Genomic DNA, 17,618 nt, shown 5'->3' on the forward strand with positions numbered 1-17,618 from the left:
TGAAAATAACATGTTTTAAAAGAACTTGTTAATGCCCAATATGAATAATACATACAGATCTAATTATACCATTGCCGAACTTATCTCTAAGTCGATAACCGGAACTTTGAACCCAGATGAAGAGCAGGATTTAAACGAATGGTTAAAAACTAAAGAAAATAAAGATTTATTCGATAGAATTTCTAACGCAGATGCTATTAGTGAAAAGGAGGAGTTCTACAAGAGGATAGATCGCCATAAGGTATATGACAGGTTATCATCTAAGATCAGTCAGAATGAACAACGCAAACGCAGAAGAAAGATCATTAATCTTGCTAAGTATGCTGCTGTTTTTGTTGGACTGATAACTATTTCGACCCTGTGGTACAATTATAAGTTACAACAAGATATCCTTGTTACTGAGAAGACGTTGTCTGAGATAAAACCAGGTTATGAAAAAGCCACCTTAGTATTAGGAGATGGTCAAACAATTGAATTGGAGTCTTTTCAAAATCAACAAATACAATCGAGTGGAAGCGCAAAAATTCAAAACCTTAATAATGTTTTGGCTTATGAGGCTTCAGCTGTCGGATCCGGTAAAAAAGAGGTGAGAAAAAATACCCTGCATGTACCGACCGGAGGTATTTATACCCTAAAACTTCCTGATGGGACCATGGTGTGGCTCAACTCAAATTCTTCCATTACTTATCCGGAGGCTTTTGTTGAAGATAAAAGGGAAGTGGAGTTGCAAGGAGAAGCCTATTTTGAGGTTGTTAAGGACGCAAAGGAGTTTATAGTGAAGACGAATCATCAGGATGTAACGGTGTTGGGTACTTCATTTAATGTAAGTGCTTATCAGGACGATGGTTTTTTTGCCACCACATTAGTAGAGGGAAGTGTTCGCTTGCAATCTGAAAAAACCAAGCCTGTACTGCTTAAGCCAAGTGAGCGAGCGGTTTATCATTTTGATGAAGAAAAAGAGATTGAGGTACAGCGGGTTGATGTACGTTATTATACCTCCTGGAAGAATGGTAAGTTCTATTTTGAGCACCAGTCTTTGGGTGAGATTCTTAAAAAGGTTGGGAGATGGTATGGCTTTGATGTAAAGTTTGACGAACCTGAGTTAGAAAAAATATCTTTTACCGGCGTGGCCTTAAAAAGTAATGATGTTCAGGATCTTTTGCAAATGATAAGTAAGACCGCAAGGGTTGAGTATAGTGCAGTAAAAACAGAAAATGGAAAATATGAAATTATAATATCAAAAAAATAACAATGAAAAAACCGGCTAGTGTTGCCGCACAAACCGGTTTGTCTTGTTAGTTAACTAGTACTCTTAAATAATTAATCAACTAAACACGTAAATGTATGAAAAAAAATCTATCGTGGGAAACCCATGGGTTTCTCCAGCGGTATGAGCGACAAATTGTTTGGATTATGAAGCGATCGCTATTTATGTTCTGTATTCTTTTTTTGAATTTTACCGCTTTTGCCTTTTCGCAGAAAGTGACTATTAACTTAGGGAGTGTGACGCTCCACGAAGCACTAAAAGAGATTGGTAAGAAAACAAATGTAGACTTTTTCTATAGTGAGGAAGAGCTCGATGCCAATCGAAAAGTATATGTGAGTTTTAAGGATGAAGACCTATCGAATGTTGTTTCTACTTTAATTGGTGAGAACTTTAAATTAGAAAAACAGGGAGAAGGCCTATACTTAATTATTCCTAAAGAAGTATCTGATTTTCAAGATCAATTTATCGTGAATGGGGTGGTTACGGATGAGAATAACCAACCGATGCCCGGAGTTACTATCATGGTAAAGGGTACCAGAGTTGGTACCAGTACTGATTTTGATGGTAAATTCCGAATCAGGGTTGCTAAAGAAAATACCTTGACTTTGAGTTTTGTGGGGTATTTAAAGCAGGAAATTGTAATTAAAGACGATAAGGATCTCAAGATTCAACTGAAACCTGATGTAGCCGAGTTAGACGCTGTTGTTGTTACGGGTATTGTGGAGCGTAAAAAGGAAACGTTTACCGGTACAGTGAATACTATTTCAGGGGATGAAATCAGAGAGATCGGTAATTTGAACATTATTGAAAGCGTTAAAACTTTAGACCCTTCTTTTATTGTTTTAGAAAATAACCTTCAGGGTTCGAATCCTAATATATTACCAACCATCGAAGTTCGGGGTAAAACCAGTATTTCTACTGATGATTTAAGAGATTCATATGGTGCAGACCCTAACAGTCCGTTATTTGTACTCGATGGTTTTGAAACGAGTCTTCGTAGAATTATGGATTTGGATATGAACCGTGTGGCTTCTATTACGATCTTAAAAGATGCAGCTTCTACATCTTTATACGGTTCTAAAGCGGCAAACGGAGTAGTGGTTGTTGAAACCAAGAGACCTAAAGAAGGAAAGTTACAGGTGAACTATATCGGGGATTACAATATTCAGTTCCCAGACCTTACCGATTATAACCTGATGAATGCCGAGGAAAAATTGGAGTTTGAGAGGTTGTCGGGAAGGTGGACAAGTTCATTTCCGGAATTGGAATACCAGATTAGAATGGACACCCTTTATGCTGAAAAATTAGCAGAAGTACGTAGAGGAGTAAACACCTATTGGTTAAGCGAACCAACTCAAACAGCTATATCCCAAAAACACTCTGTTTATGTAAGTGGAGGTACTGATGAAATCAGGTTTAATACGGGGGTTAGTTACAGAGCTGCTGAAGGTGTAATGAAGGGTTCTGGGAGAGATACCTGGAATGCCAATGTAGACCTGACTTATAGAAAAGGAAAATGGAATATTTCTAACAGGTTATATCTTGGTGGGTATGATGCAAGAGAATCTAACTATGGTTCTTTTAGAAATTTCGCGGAAGCCAACCCATATTATCGAAAGTATGATGAGTTTGGTGAAATCACACGTTATTTTGAAAGTGTAAGAGTTAAGGATTTTTATGGATTTAATGTGGTGAATCCACTTTATTACTCTACGCTCAACAGTAAAGACGAAACGAATAATTTTAATATTACCAATAACTTTGGTATCAACTATGATATCAGCTCGGTTTTGCGCTTTCAGGGGCAAGTACAGTTGAATAAGGTAATTGTTGATCAGGAAATTTTTGTTGATCCGGAAGATCCGAAATTTGACGATGTTAACTTTTTTGAAAGAGGAGAATATCGAAGAAGCCAGGTGAATAGTTTTGGTTACCGAGCTAATGCCGGCGTAGTGTATCACGATCTATGGGGGGAGAAACACATGATTAACGGGAATGTGCGATTTGATATTGAAGAGCAGAATAACGAAGCTTACAATACTACTACTGTTGGTTTCCCTGCAGGTTCTAATGGAAATCCGGGATTTGCCTTTAGTTACAAGCCAGATTCAAAACCGGGTTATGACATCAGAAAATACAGACGTAATAATATTTTAGGATCTGTAAACTATGCATATGATAATAGATTTTTACTGGATGCAACATACCGTATAGATGGTTCGACTGCCTTTGGATCGAACGAAAAGTACAGTCCATTCTGGTCTGTGGGAGCAGGTTGGAATTTGCATAATGAAATGAAGGTAAAGAGTGATGTTTTAAACTTGTTCAGGGTAAGACAAACACTCGGATATACCGGAAATCAGAATCTGGGTAGTATTGCTTCTACCTCTATATATACCTATTTGAATAGAGTCAATGGCTTCGGAACGGGCTTAGGCTTAACAACATTGGCGAATCCTGACCTGGAATGGCAACGCACCTATACCACCAACTTAGGGATTGACCTAGCCATGTTTAAAAATCGTTTTGATGCCCAGTTCAATATTTATACTAAAAAATCGGAGCCATTAGTAGTTCCTGTCGATTTGGCTTCTTCTACGGGCTTAGTATCATATCCTTTAAATGTAGGTCGCTTAGATGTTAATGGTCTTGAGGTGATTGCCGGATATAAGGTAATTAACGATTTGGAAAATCGTATTACCTGGAGGTTAAGAGCTACTGCTGCTATGGTTAATATGGAATATGGCGGATTTGATAATACCTTAAGAAGTTTAAATGACCAGGCGGTAGCCGATGGTGAAGAAAGTTTCCTGGAAGACAAACCATTGAATGAAGAATCTCTGAGAAGGTATAGAGATGGATACAGTCCTGATGATATTTGGGCGGTACCTTCATTAGGGATTGATCCGGCTTCTGGTCGTGAAGTGTTCCTAAAGAAAAACGGACAAACAACCTATGAATATGACAATGATGATGCAGTGGTAGTAGGAACCTCTCGTCCGGATGTGGAAGGAGTAATTTCCAGTTACTTTAACCTTAAAGACTTTAGTTTTAACTTAAATGTTAGATACCGATTTGGAGGTCAGAATTTTAATAATGCACTTTATCAGAAGGTAGAGAATATATCAGTTCGCGATATCACCCTGAACCAGGATAGACGTGCATTGTATGACAGATGGCAACAGCCGGGAGATATCAGTCAGTTCAAAGCAATTGGTCTTACTGGTTATACGCCAATTTCATCGCGATTTGTTCAGGATGAAAACGTACTTATCGGAGAATCTATTAATGTGGGATACAGAGCGAGTAATAAGAAGTGGTTGAGCGCTATTGGGATTAGGACCTTACGTTTGAACGCTTATATGAATGATATTTTCAGAATATCTTCGATTCAGGCTGAAAGAGGAATTGATTATCCATTTGCTCGTAGCGTTTCATTTAGTATTAATGCAATGTTTTAAAAATTTAGTTCATGAAAAAATACATATATAATATAGCATCGATATTGTGTTTGGGACTCGCGGTAGTTTCATGTAGCGATTATCTTGATGTAGAACCGGAAGATAAACTAGTTGAAGAACAGGTGTATGGTGATGAGACCAATATAAAAAGTGTTTTGAATGGCGTTTATCTCGAATTGACAGATGGAAACTTATATGGTGAAAGCCTTACCATGTCTCATTTAGAAGTCCTGGCTCAGAATTTCAATGCTGATGATGGTCATGACTGGGCGAATGTATATGCTACCTATCAGTACGACCAGGAAAGAGTGATGCGAAAATTTGATGCCATCTGGAGTGCCATGTACCAGAGTATTTTAAATTTAAATGACCTTATTGAGAATTTAGAAGAATACAAGACACTTGATCCCAAAAAAGAAGCCATCGTAAAAGGAGAGGCTTATGGATTAAGAGCATTATTGCATTTTGATTTACTTCGTTTATTCGGACCTGTTTATATGGAAAACCCGGAAGGAATGGCGATTCCTTATTATATGAAGGCTGAAGCAGTCAACGGAGAAATCCTGGCAGCAAACGAGGTGATTACAAAAGTAATTCAGGATTTGGCCATGGCTGAAGAATTGTTAATGAATGATGCTATTAATCCTGAGGGGTCTTCAGAAATTGAAGATCATTTTTATGCAGGAAACAGAAACCTGAGACTCAATTATTTTGCTGTAAAAGCGCTTCAGGCCCGTGTGCATTTATATGCAGGAAATACAGCAGAAGCAAATACTGCTGCTAAGTATGTTATTGAAAATGGAGCGGCTGAATTTGAATGGGCAAAACCGGAAGACATTTTAACCAACGATGACCCGGATAGAAACTTTTCGTCAGAGGTAATTTTCGCCTTGCAGAATACGAATCTGTATTCTATTTCCAGAGATTTGTTTGGGGAGTCGAATAGAGATTCCGATATATTATATACCAGGACTGCCAGAATCAATGAGATGTATGAGTCTAATATTAACGATTACCGATACAGATCTTTCTATGAATTAAGAGAAGAAAAAACGTATCCGATTTTTGTAAAGTATGAGGACGTAGAGGATAGCAGAATGCCATTCCGATTCATGCAACCTATGATACGTATTTCTGAAATGTATTATATCGCTGCTGAAACAGAAACCGATTCGCAACAAGCGCTAAACTATCTTAATACGGTTAGAGCGAACAGAGGGCTGCCGGAATTATCAGAAGGAGTTTTGGTAGCAAGTGAGATAACAAAAGAATATAGAAAAGAATTCATTGGAGAAGGACAGTTGTTCTATTATTATAAACGGGTGAATTTTATGCAGATTCCTAATGGATCTTCCGATCAGACTTCTAATACTATTAGTATGGGGGCGGAGCAATATGTGGTGCCACTACCTTACTCAGAAATTAATTATCAGTAAAACTTAAGTGCAATGAAAACGATTTTAAATTATTTAGTAGTTATAGTTGTATTTGTGAGTGCAATCTCATGTAGTGAAGATGCCATAGATACGTATAAAGGAAAAGATAGTATTTATTTTACCTGGGCTGTGGATGGACTCAGAACCGGTTCCATTGTTACCTATATGGATAGCACGGGTTATTCATTTGCCTTCGACCCAATAGATGTGCAAAGTGTGGTTTATAAACTGCCAGTCTCTGTTCAGGGAAATGTGTCAAATAAGGATCGAGTAATAAATGTAAAAGTAAGTGAAGCATCTACCGCTGTGGAAGGGACCCATTTTGAGCTTCCGGAACAAGTTGTTTTTCATGCGAATCAGGCTGTAGACTCAATACCATTAACCTTATTCAGATCACCAGATTTAAAGATAGATACCCTTCGGGTTGTTTTGGAATTGCTTCCAAATGAAAACTTTGATATCGATATGAAGAATAAGGTGACCGACGAATTAACTCAGGGAAAAAGGGATTTTACGGTATTTGAGCTGGCTGCCGACGATATATTTAAAACCCCAGCATATTGGTTTGAATCATATTTAGGCACCTATACCCTTAAAAAAGCTGATTTAATGCAAGAGCTTTTAGGGATTCCTTACGATTTTTATGAAAGTAGGGATGCACTGCAATATGTATTCTATCATGCCAAGTTTATGAAACGATATTTAGAGGAGAAGAAGGCTGCGGGTGAAACAATTTATGAAGAAGATGGAACGGAAATGCAAATGGGTAAATATGCTTAATTACAAAAAGTTATGAGAAGATATTTAAAAACAAAATACATTTTAGGCCTTGTACTAGTCTTATTTTTAAGTGCTTGTGCTGAAGATCTGGGTAATTATGATTATTCGGAGATCAATGAAGTGACCATTAACGGAATAGAAAGCGAGTATGAAGCTTTAACTGGAGAACCGTTTAAAATAACTACTGAACTTCAGTTTACCCTTGATAGTGATGTTGATGATCAGAATTATGAATATAAATGGAGTGCCATCAATCCTAGTTTAGTGCCGGCCGATCAGGAAGAATTCCTGTTAGGTGATACGAAAAACTTAGACGTAACCTCTTTAAAGCTTACTCCTGGTGAGTATAGTGGGTATTTCCGCGTCACCGACAAGGAAACAGGCGTGTATTGGGTAAAAAAGTTTAAAATTACCGTTAAGACCACGATCTATGAAGGGTGGTTGGCGATGAGTGATGTTAATGGAGCGACAAGACTTGATATGTTGTCGTATATAGATAACCAGTATAAATTTATTCCGGATGTTTTAGATTATGTAGGTTCTGAACTTACCCTTAAAGGGGCACCTGAGAATGTGTATTGTTTCCCATACGATGCTCAAAAATACGGTATTTATCTAACCAGTAGCGAAACTGGTACGACCAAGATTGATCCTGATACGTTTGGATGGGCTCTTGAAGATTACTTATCTTTTGAAATGTTATCTAACGTTCCTACAGATTTTAAAGCGGATTTTATCGAAGAGGTAGGTAGCTGGTCTAGTTTGATGCATAGTGATGGTAATTTCTATTACTGGTTTAGAATTTACAGATGGAATTATGATCTTCCTATTAATATCGTGAACGGTGAAACGCAATATTTTGAGGCGGCACCACACCTTGGAGCTGCAGATGGGTATGGATCTGATGTAATTTACGATAATACCAATAAGCGTTTCGTAAGACACCCGTATAATACGAAGGAATGTTATGAAATGGCTGATGGTTCATACTTTAGTTACCATACCGGTAACAAGGAGTTAGTTTACATGAAAAGGACTGATTATAATGGAGGAGAGGTTTTTGCACTTTTGAAAGATCCGGATAACAACGATCTTTTCCTAGCGAGAATGGCATCCAGACGTTGGAATTCTGTGATATCTCAGGTGGGTTATGATCAGATTCCGGCTGAAATAGCTGCTGATATGGTAAATGCAGATAATTATGCCATCGATCCTACGTTTGGATATATCTTCTATAATGTGGGGAGTAAACTCTATCAATATGACTTAGGTTTAAAAACGTCTAAACTTATGTTGGATAAGGGAGCAAACGATATTTCATTGGTTACCTATATAAAGAGGTCTCCGGTTTCGAAAAAGTTAATTGTGGCTAGCTATGATGCTGGGGCTGCTAACGGTACTATGGAAATTTATAGTGTTCCTGCGGTTAACGGTGATCTTACTTTGGAGCAGTCATATGAAGGCTTCGGAAAAATAGTGAGTCTTTCTTATCGTCAGCGATAATAGATATAAAATTAAGAGAGAAGGTTTTACCTTCTCTCTTAATTAATAATACGGTTCTTTAAAGATATCCTCGTTATTTAGGATTGTTAGTATAAGCTGCTTTTGAAAAAGTGGACAGGAACGTCCATGTCTAAATTATAACACTGAATCAAATGAAAATATTAAAGGAGTCATATGGTATTTGCTTTATAATGATGTTGTTAACATCAATGTTGAGTGCCCAAACTAAATTTTTTACCGGATCTTTTACGGAATTAATGGCTAAAGCTCAAGATGAAAATAAGCCTGTTTTTATCGATCTGTATTTTACGGGATGTATGCCCTGTAAGCAGATGGATGAGAATGTGTTTCCAAAGGAATCAGTAGCTGAACTATTAAACGAAGATTTTATAGCTTATAAAATCAATGTGTTTAAAGAAGGTGAAAAGGAATTAGGTTTAAAAATGATGAAGAAGTTTGCGATTACCGGATTTCCTAGTTTTCTGATACTGTCGCCAAAAGGTCAAACGATCAATGTATTTGGCGGGTTTCAGGGAGAAGATAATCTGACTGCATTTTTGAAACAAGCTTTGATAGATTATCATTCAGGAAAAAACCTTGCCTATTCAAATTCTTTTGAAATAAACTATCCTTCATTTTATAAGGGGTTTTTTGAAACAAAAAAGCTGACAGTTTCTCAGGCGGAATTAAATCAATTCCTCGAAGATTATGAAGATCATATGGATGAGATTTCTTTTTTGACCATGATGAAGTTTGTAAGAGAAGGGGCTTTCGCCAAGTTTTACCTTGATCATTTAATCGAATTTGCAGCCATGTATGGAAAGACCAGGGTGGGAATGAGTACCCTGCAAAAGGTGTCTTATGCGAAAACGTATGCTGCCAAGTCAGGAGATATGAAGTTTTACGAAAACTTTTTAAGTAATGTAAAAACATTAATGCCTGAAGATAAATGGCAAGGGCTTAGTGTGAAACAATATTACCTGCCACTGTATGAAGAAACCGAAAATATAGACTGGCTATTGTTAAAGCTTCAGAATTCAGATAGCTATTGGGTGGAGATAAGTAATGCGTGTGGAGCTTTAATCAATACGTATAAAAGTGATCAAAAAGTCTTGAAAGAATTACTAAAACTTTATCAAGGGGGTAATGTTGATAGGTATAGTCAGGGAGATCGATATAAAATGGCTGCCATTTATTTACATCTCGAGAAATATAAGCAAGCGAAGGAGCACTTAGAAGGTATTGAAGAATATCGGGGTTCTTTTGGTTTAAATGAGGACAATATTGAAGAACTACACTTGGCTATAGCCGAGAAGGCCCAGGAAACCTTTGAAGTAAAAGATGTAAAGGATTTTAAACCGTTTAATTTTAATTAATAAGGCAATGAAAAAACAATTATTTGCACTGTTTATTTTGGTATCAGTGCTAACAGGGTGTTCTAAGAATGATAAGGTGAAAATATCAGGGGAGTATAGCACTTCAAAGGCTGATGAAGATGTTGAAGAAATCTATATTTATGAGGTTCAGGCAGGAAAGTTTACTCCGATGGATACCATAGCACTGAAAGAAGGTAAATTCACCTACGATTTTGCGCTATCGGAACCGGGGGTTTATGCAATAGGTGAGCGTTATGTTAAAAATAAGGTGTATTTAATGCCAGGCGATATCCTGGATGCTCAATTTGGCGTGGAGTATAAAATTAAGGCTTCTAACAATCCAAAAATACACGAGCACTTTAATACCTGGGAAGAAAAAAGAGCAGCGGTATTTAAAATTCCCGGGTTTAGACGTGCTCCTTTAGATACAAAATTGGAGACCGTTAAAAAGTTTTTAAAAGTTACGGATTCTCTAAAGAATGAGATGCCAGATAACCAACCCTATAGTTCTTATTTCAACACCATAGCCTCTTTAGAAAAAGATTGGTTTCTACTACAGATATGGATGAATCCTCAAGGGATTTATCCTGCAAAAAATGAACTTCCAGAAGAGTATAATGGACTTTATAAGGACGATAAATATAAAAACGTTGCTTTGAGCAACTTTTACAATGGCCATAATCTATCATTAAATTATTTGAGGTATGCCTTTATTTACAAATATGATTATCGTAATAATCGGTCTACATTAGATTATGATACTGTTTATGCAAATGAGTTAAAGGCGCTTCATGATCCTCAAATAATTTCAGCACTGGCATTAGAGGAATTGGTAAACAGAAAGTTATTCGGAGAGATATTTTTCAATAAAGAGAAGATCTATGGTCCTTTAGTTTCAACCGAATCAGACTTGAAAACGCTGGAGCAATATAAAGAAGAGCAAATAAATCCTTACCTGCCGGGAGTAAAAGCTCCAGATTTTGTATTTATTGATAGTAGTGGTAAGGAAGCCACATTAGAAAGTTTTAAAGGAAAACCCATCCTTATCGATGTTTGGGCCACCTGGTGTAAACCTTGTAAATATGAGGCTCCATTTTTTGCTAAGCTATATGATAAATATAAAGATGACTTCCACTTTATGGGAGTATCTATTGATAAGGATAAACCAGCCTGGGAGAAATTCATAAAAGACCCAAAAAACCCGCATGGTTGGTTACAGTTGTATGCGGGAGGAGAATGGTATACAAAGAATAAGTCCTTTTTTGATTTCTATCAAATCGCCGGAATACCGCGATTTATTTTGATCGATAGTGAAGGGAACTTATTAATGTATGATGCTTACAGGCCTTCTAGTGAAGATTTAGAGAAGAAATTAAAGAGTTTAAAGGTGTAACATTTTTTAATTATTTGAATTAGTCAGAGTTAGTAATTAGCACAATACCAGGGGTACGTTGCACCACCTTTTAAACCCCTGGTATCTTCTTAAAAAAAATATCATGAAACATATATTTTGGATTTTCCTGCTTGGAATGCAATGTGCCCTTGGACAAACCAGTGGCACAGCGCCATGGCGTCAGACCCTCAATGCATTCGAAAAGGGCTTTAAACTTAAGAGTTTTAATGAAATTAAACCCTTATTGAGTGCGGAGTTTAGTATTGGGGTATATCAAAACCCTACCACCGATCCGATGCTAAAAAGTATTGTTGAAAATTATTTTCAATTAGATTCCTTGCAGCTGATAAGCGATACGCTTTCGGATGGCTTGTATAAGGTTAAAGCGAAGTATTTCTTTAAAGGTCAAAAGGATTATGCTTCTTACATAGTTTTTGATAAAGACGGTAAAATACAATATACAGATTTGTTCGACCAGCTATACAAGGTGAATCGTTATGAGAAATCTGAGCTGGTAGCCAAAGTTCCTTTTGAGATAATAAATGGAGCGATCGCTGTAAAAGCCAGATTCAATGATAGTTCGGAAGAATTCACCATGCTTTTCGATACCGGCGCGGATGGAATAGCTCTTTCTGAAGCTATGGCTGACAAAGTCAGCATAAAAAATGTTGTAGATCGTTCGACCTCTGTGGTTGGCGCATCAGCCAAAGTTAAGTATTCATCAGGAAATACAATGCAACTTGGAGAAGTCTCTATAGACAGGCAGAACCTGGTAGTGTTTCCAACGATCAGAAAGGGATTTGATGGCTTATTCGGAGGAAATTTGCTAAGCAGATTTATTACAAAAGTAAACTTTGATACCGGGCACATTGAACTGTATAGTCTTGGGGAATTTAAAGGAGAAGGAACCCCCTTGAAGATTGATTATTCCGGGATGCTTCCGGTTATTAGTACCGATGTGTCATTAGCGAATGGCAAGGCTATAAGTGGGGAATATGTATTTGATACAGGAGCCGGGTACAACATAATCTCTTTTGGACCATTTAGTCATCAACATGGACTATATCAAGAAGTAAAAGCAGACTACTACTCAACTAATTTTAGTTTTGGACACCAATCCAGGATCAAGTTGGGGAGCTTTTCTAAAATAGCGTTGGGTACATATACATTTAATAATGTTCAGGGAGCAGTACAGGAATACGATGAAACCAATAAAGAGTGGGCTAGTCATGATGGTTCAGTAGGGTTTGAAATCATTAGAAGGTTTAATTTCACTATTGATGTTCTCCACAACCTCATTTACCTGGAACCCAACCAAGGATACCATCAGCCTTTTGGGTTTACTATATCAGGAGTCAATATCTTATTTAAGGATGAGGAGATGGTTGTGAATTCAGTAGTACGCGGATCGAAAGCAGAAAGACAAGGAATAAAAAGCGGGGCATTGGTTCATACTATTAATGGAAATTCTGCTGCAGAATTGATGGAGGCTGATAAAATGAATGCCTTAAAAAATAGTGAGTCTAATCCTGTTACCTTTAATATTACACAGGATGATAATTCAAAACAGATAACACTTTAAACCAATAATTATGAATAGAAAAATTTTATTTACCTGGTTGTTTGGGATGCTTGTAACACATCTTAGCATTGCCAAAAACAAATCAGATATTGTTACTATTGAGGGGCACTTTAATTTTGACGTAAAGCAAAAGGAGGTTGTGTTAAACCATGTGGTAGACGGTCAGCCGGAAATCCATACCAGTACACTAATAAACGAAGAGGGAGCCTTTGCAATTTCGCTGCCAGTAACAACTCCAGGCTTTTATTATATTGAATATGGTCAAAATAATAATAGAAATAGAGCTCAATTAATTCGATTATATCTGGAGCCCGGGCTTCAAATGCAAATCGAAATAGATGAATCTGAGTATACGCTAAAAGGAAAACGATTAGGACACAATAAGCTTGTTCAACAGGCGAACAAAATAAACGATGCGTTTGCTCAGTTTAATTTGTTGTCTGGACTTAAAACTTACAAGGATTTTTATCCTTTTGTTGAGAATGAAGGAGTAAAAATGGTGAATGATTTTAAAAATAGTATCAACACCAAAGACGAAGAGTTCAATGAATTTTTGAAACTTGCTGTTCAGGTCGATTTTGAGCGAGAGTTGTTTCACTTTTTTAGATTGCCAAGAGTAAGTCATCCGAAAGGTGATGAGAAACCGGAGGCTTATGCTCACATAGTTACGGATGGAGTGAAGTTTTCTGATAAAGATATTTTAAGATTAGGAAACGGATTGAGTTATATACATGATTACTTTTTCTATTACAACTTTCTTCATTTAAAGAAGCGAATTGCCAAGGTGGATATTATTAAAACCAACCTGGAAGCCATTTCGGACGCCAGGATTAAAGAAGTTTATGCTTTGGAAGAGCTTAAAAGATTAAGGTTGAATGAAGAAGAGTACAAGGTTGTTATACCGCCTTTATATCAATACTTAACCTCTGAAAAAAGTAAGGCATATTTGCTCGAATATGAGAAGGTATTGCATAAAGAAGTAGGTCAGCCAGGGTTTGAGTTTACGTATCACGATATCGAAGGTAATCCGGTTTCTTTTTCCGATTTCAGAGGGAAGTATGTTTACATTGATGTATGGGCTACATGGTGTGGACCTTGTAAAAAAGAGATTCCATATCTAAAAGAAATTGAACACGATTACAAGGATAAGGATATTGTATTCATGAGTATTTCTGTAGATGCAATTAAAGACAAGCAGAAGTGGAAGGATTTCGTTAAAAACGAATCTTTAGGGGGTGTTCAATTAATGGCCGATAAAGCTTTTAAATCGGGTATTGCCCAGAATTATGAAATAAATGCCATTCCAAGATTTTTGTTGTTCGATAAAGAAGGTAAAATTATATCAACAAACGCTTCAAGACCCTCAAACCCTTTGCTTAGGAAACAATTAGATCGTCTACTTGGTGTCAGTACCAAGTAATTTCCAACCATAGCTGTTTTTGGACGCCATCTATAGTTATAGATGGCGTTCTTTATTCAATATGTTTAGTTTGAATAGTTGTTAGTCTCGGGTGAATTTGATGTGATTGCCTTCCTTTAATCCCCATTGATCTACAAGACCCGCATTCAGTTCTAATACGTATTGGGCAGGAGCTTTTGAAGGCAGAGAGGTTTCATCTTTAGGTTTCGCATCCTTAATAATACTGACGATTTTAAGATCTCTGTTGAGGTAGATGATGTCCAGTGAAATGAGGGTATTTCTCATATAAAAAGAACGGGGTTCTTCATCCTCAAAAATAAAGAGCATGGCTTGTTTTTCTTGCATGCTTTGTCTGTACATTAAGCCTGTTTGCCGCTCATATTCATTCTCTGCTATTTCAATAGCTATATTATCTACCAAAAGGGAGTCGTTATCATAAATTTGAAGGGTTCCCTCTTTGGTGAAAGTGATTTCTTCCGAAATTATTTTTTTGTCTTCGGCCTTTTTACATTGATAGGTAATACCTCCAATGAGAAAGGAGGCAGATACAATATAAAGGGTTCTTCTGATGTTCATATTCTTAAACTATTTTTTTGTTGGCACGCATCATCATAAAGATACCAAGTGCTATAAATGGAATACTTAGCCACTGTCCTGTCGATAAAATATTTCCTAAAGAAGACTCGAATCCACCCTGACTTTCCTTAACGAATTCAACAAAGAATCGAACCGTCCATAGAAGCACTAAGAAAGTTCCGAACAAATACCCGGGCTTATCTTTTTTATCAGTTTTCCAGTAGAGGTAGTATAATATGCTGAACACAAAGATATACCCAAAAGATTCATAAAGTTGAGCAGGATGTCTTGGGAAATCTTCCCCGAGTTTTTCGAAGATGACACCGAAGTTAGAATTCGTTGGTTTCCCTACGATTTCAGAATTAAAAAAGTTTCCAAGCCTTACAAAAATAGCACCACATGCTACAGGAATTACAACCCTGTCTAATATCCACATGATGGACTTATACTGATATTTTCTTCGGTATAAAAACATTCCTACAATGATGCCGATAGCGGCACCATGGCTGGCTAATCCTCTAAACCCGGTAAATTCATAGCCTTCAATGAAACCAAATATGCTTTTGCCCGGAGCTTCCCTGATAGGGAGCAATATTTCAACCATGTGGTCTTTATAATAATCCCAGCTGTAGAAAAATACTTCACCAAGTCTCGCTCCTAGCAATGTAGCCACGACCACATAAATGAATAAGGTGTCTAAATATTCCAAAGGAACCTTTTCATTGTTATAGATCTTTTTCATTATATAATAGCCTAACGAAAAAGCGATCACAAACATTAAACTGTAATAGTGTATGGCAATGGGGCCAATTTGGAACAATACATCATCGGCATTCCAGGTAAAACTTAGAAAGTGCATATAGGTTAAATTTCAGTTTATGTAGTAAATATAGGTATTTTGGTTGGAAAATTTTTGGGATTTGAAATAAGTGCAGAACAAAATCTCATAGTGTTAATTTCAGTGCTTATGTTTTTTTTCCGGAACCGGATCATAACCACTTCCTCCCCAGGGATTACAACTTAATATTCTTTTGGTAGCCATCCACCCTCCTTTAAATAAACCATGGATTTTTAATGCCTCCAGGGTATATTGAGAACAGGTGGGAGTATAGCGACAGGCAGCAGGAGTTAATGGAGAAATAACTACCTGATAAAACCGTACTAAAAAAATAAAAGGTGCTATGAGAATTTTTTTCAACATAAGTATTGCCTGAAAATCATTTGCCTAACTTTCCGGCCAACAGTCCTGTTAATTAACCGTAAAGGTTGTTCCGTCTTTACCGTCTTTCAGCTGAACTCCTAAAGCCGCTAATTCGTCTCTTATTTTATCTGAGGTAGCAAAATCCTTATTGGCGCGAGCTTCAGCTCTTAAGTTAATTAGCAAGTCTACTACTCCTGATAATTTATCAGATTGATCGTCTCCGGTTTCTGCTATATCCTGTAAGCCAAGAATATCAAATGTAAAAGCATTTATCTTTTCTTTGAAAAGCTTCAGATCTTCAGCAGTAATTTGTTCTTTCCCCTCTTTGATGAGATTAATATGCCTCACAGCCTCAAATAACTGAGCGATGAGAATAGGGGTGTTAAAATCATCATTCATGGCCTGATAGCAAGAGTCAATCCATTCCTGAACGTTTAAATCAGACTGATTACCAGTAGGCAATTGATCCAGGAAGCTGATAGCCTCCATTAAACGGTTAAAACCTTTTTCAGAGGCAAGTAATGCGTCATTACTAAAATCCAGAATACTTCTGTAATGCGCTTGTAATATAAAAAAGCGGGCTACAGTTGGACTAAAGGCCTTGCTAAGGATATTATTATCACCGCTAAAAATTTCATTTGGCAGGATGTTGTTACCTGTCGACTTAGCCATTTTTTTTCCGTTAAGCGTAAGCATATTGGCATGCATCCAGTAGTTAACCGGAGAGGTGCCTTTGGCTGCTTTATTTTGTGCAATTTCACATTCGTGATGCGGGAATTTTAAATCCATTCCCCCGCCATGAATGTCAAAATGTTCACCAAGATATTTGGTGCTCATGGCTGTACATTCCAGATGCCATCCGGGGAAACCATCACTCCATGGTGAAGGCCAACGCATGATGTGCTGAGGTTCTGCCTTTTTCCATAAAGCAAAGTCCTGAGGGTTCTTCTTATCCGTTTGTCCGGCAGTCTCTCTCGTGTTGTGAATAAGATCTTCGATCTTCCTGCCACTGAGTTCACCATAGTGATCGGATTCATTGAATTTTAAAACATCAAAATAAACAGAACCATTTACTTCGTAAGCAAAACCATTGTTTATAATGTCTTTTATGATTTCAATTTGTTCAATGATATGGCCGGTAGCTGTTGGTTCAATACTAGGTGGAAGGAAATTGAATTTATTCAGGATGTTATGGAAATCAACAGTATAGCGTTGTACCACTTCCATAGGCTCCAGTTGTTCCAACCGTGCTTTTTTTGCAATTCGATCTTCTCCTTCGTCTGCATCGTTTTCTAAATGTCCGGCATCGGTAATATTACGGACATAGCGTACCTTATATCCAAGATGTTTCAGGTAGCGATAGATCATGTCGAAAGACATAAAGGTTCTGACATTACCTAAGTGCACATTGCTATATACCGTTGGGCCGCACACATACATTCCAACATAACCTTCATTGATAGGCTTGAAGACTTCTTTTTTACCGGAAAGTGAATTGTATATTTTAAGCTCGTTTTTTTGGTATAATTGCATTGTTTATGTCTTTATCGGATTTGATCTGTTAAATAGCTTCTTTTAATAAATGAGACGATAAGGAGGTGAGTCCTTATCGCCTTAAGTTTA

At 37.1% G+C, this 17,618-nt stretch carries 13 protein-coding genes; 9 read left to right on the forward strand and 4 right to left on the reverse strand.

Annotated features, from left to right (window positions below):
* Positions 1-31: 31 nt before the first annotated feature.
* The 9 genes from BM361_RS05585 (at position 32) to BM361_RS05625 (ending at position 14,218) form a co-directional block, all read left to right on the forward strand.
* Positions 32-1,249, forward strand: a complete 1,218-nt coding sequence (locus BM361_RS05585; RefSeq protein WP_083425860.1) for a FecR family protein — start codon at positions 32-34, stop codon at positions 1,247-1,249.
* 95 nt (positions 1,250-1,344) lie between these two features.
* A complete protein-coding gene (locus BM361_RS05590; RefSeq protein ID WP_074977529.1) occupies positions 1,345-4,728 on the forward strand; it encodes a SusC/RagA family TonB-linked outer membrane protein in 3,384 nt (1,127 codons plus the stop codon).
* 11 nt (positions 4,729-4,739) lie between these two features.
* On the forward strand, positions 4,740-6,164 hold the full coding sequence (locus BM361_RS05595; protein ID WP_074977531.1) for a RagB/SusD family nutrient uptake outer membrane protein: 1,425 nt from the start codon (positions 4,740-4,742) through the stop codon (positions 6,162-6,164).
* Between the two features lie 12 nt (positions 6,165-6,176).
* Positions 6,177-6,944, forward strand: a complete 768-nt coding sequence (locus BM361_RS05600) for a DUF4843 domain-containing protein (protein WP_074977533.1) — start codon at positions 6,177-6,179, stop codon at positions 6,942-6,944.
* Between the two features lie 12 nt (positions 6,945-6,956).
* Entirely contained in the window at positions 6,957-8,447 is a 1,491-nt protein-coding gene (locus BM361_RS05605) for a PKD-like family lipoprotein (RefSeq protein ID WP_074977534.1), read from the forward strand.
* Positions 8,448-8,599: 152 nt separating this feature from the next.
* On the forward strand, positions 8,600-9,823 hold the full coding sequence (locus BM361_RS05610; RefSeq protein WP_083425861.1) for a thioredoxin family protein: 1,224 nt from the start codon (positions 8,600-8,602) through the stop codon (positions 9,821-9,823).
* A gap of 7 nt (positions 9,824-9,830) precedes the next feature.
* Positions 9,831-11,216 (forward strand): TlpA disulfide reductase family protein, encoded by a 1,386-nt coding sequence (locus tag BM361_RS05615; RefSeq protein WP_074977538.1) that lies wholly within the window; start codon positions 9,831-9,833, stop codon positions 11,214-11,216.
* Positions 11,217-11,319: 103 nt separating this feature from the next.
* Positions 11,320-12,798, forward strand: a complete 1,479-nt coding sequence (locus tag BM361_RS05620) for an aspartyl protease family protein (protein WP_074977540.1) — start codon at positions 11,320-11,322, stop codon at positions 12,796-12,798.
* Between the two features lie 10 nt (positions 12,799-12,808).
* Complete coding sequence (locus BM361_RS05625) at positions 12,809-14,218, forward strand: TlpA disulfide reductase family protein (protein ID WP_074977542.1); 1,410 nt, start codon at positions 12,809-12,811, stop codon at positions 14,216-14,218.
* A gap of 81 nt (positions 14,219-14,299) precedes the next feature.
* On the opposite strand, the gene BM361_RS05630 is transcribed toward BM361_RS05625, so the two are convergent.
* The 4 genes from BM361_RS05630 to cysS all read right to left on the reverse strand — a co-directional run bounded on the left by BM361_RS05630 (position 14,300) and on the right by cysS (position 17,528).
* Positions 14,300-14,794, reverse strand: a complete 495-nt coding sequence (locus tag BM361_RS05630) for a DUF192 domain-containing protein (RefSeq protein ID WP_074977544.1) — start codon at positions 14,792-14,794, stop codon at positions 14,300-14,302.
* A gap of 4 nt (positions 14,795-14,798) precedes the next feature.
* A complete protein-coding gene (gene lgt, locus BM361_RS05635; protein ID WP_074977546.1) occupies positions 14,799-15,653 on the reverse strand; it encodes a prolipoprotein diacylglyceryl transferase in 855 nt (284 codons plus the stop codon).
* A gap of 99 nt (positions 15,654-15,752) precedes the next feature.
* Positions 15,753-15,995 carry a membrane protein insertion efficiency factor YidD gene (gene yidD, locus BM361_RS05640; protein WP_038266286.1) on the reverse strand — a complete coding sequence of 81 codons (243 nt, stop codon included), beginning with the start codon at positions 15,993-15,995 and terminating at the stop codon, positions 15,753-15,755.
* Between the two features lie 48 nt (positions 15,996-16,043).
* A complete protein-coding gene (gene cysS / locus BM361_RS05645; RefSeq protein ID WP_074977548.1) occupies positions 16,044-17,528 on the reverse strand; it encodes a cysteine--tRNA ligase in 1,485 nt (494 codons plus the stop codon).
* Positions 17,529-17,618 lie beyond the last annotated feature (90 nt).

The organism is Zhouia amylolytica (assembly GCF_900116365.1).
Taxonomy (GTDB): domain Bacteria; phylum Bacteroidota; class Bacteroidia; order Flavobacteriales; family Flavobacteriaceae; genus Zhouia; species Zhouia amylolytica.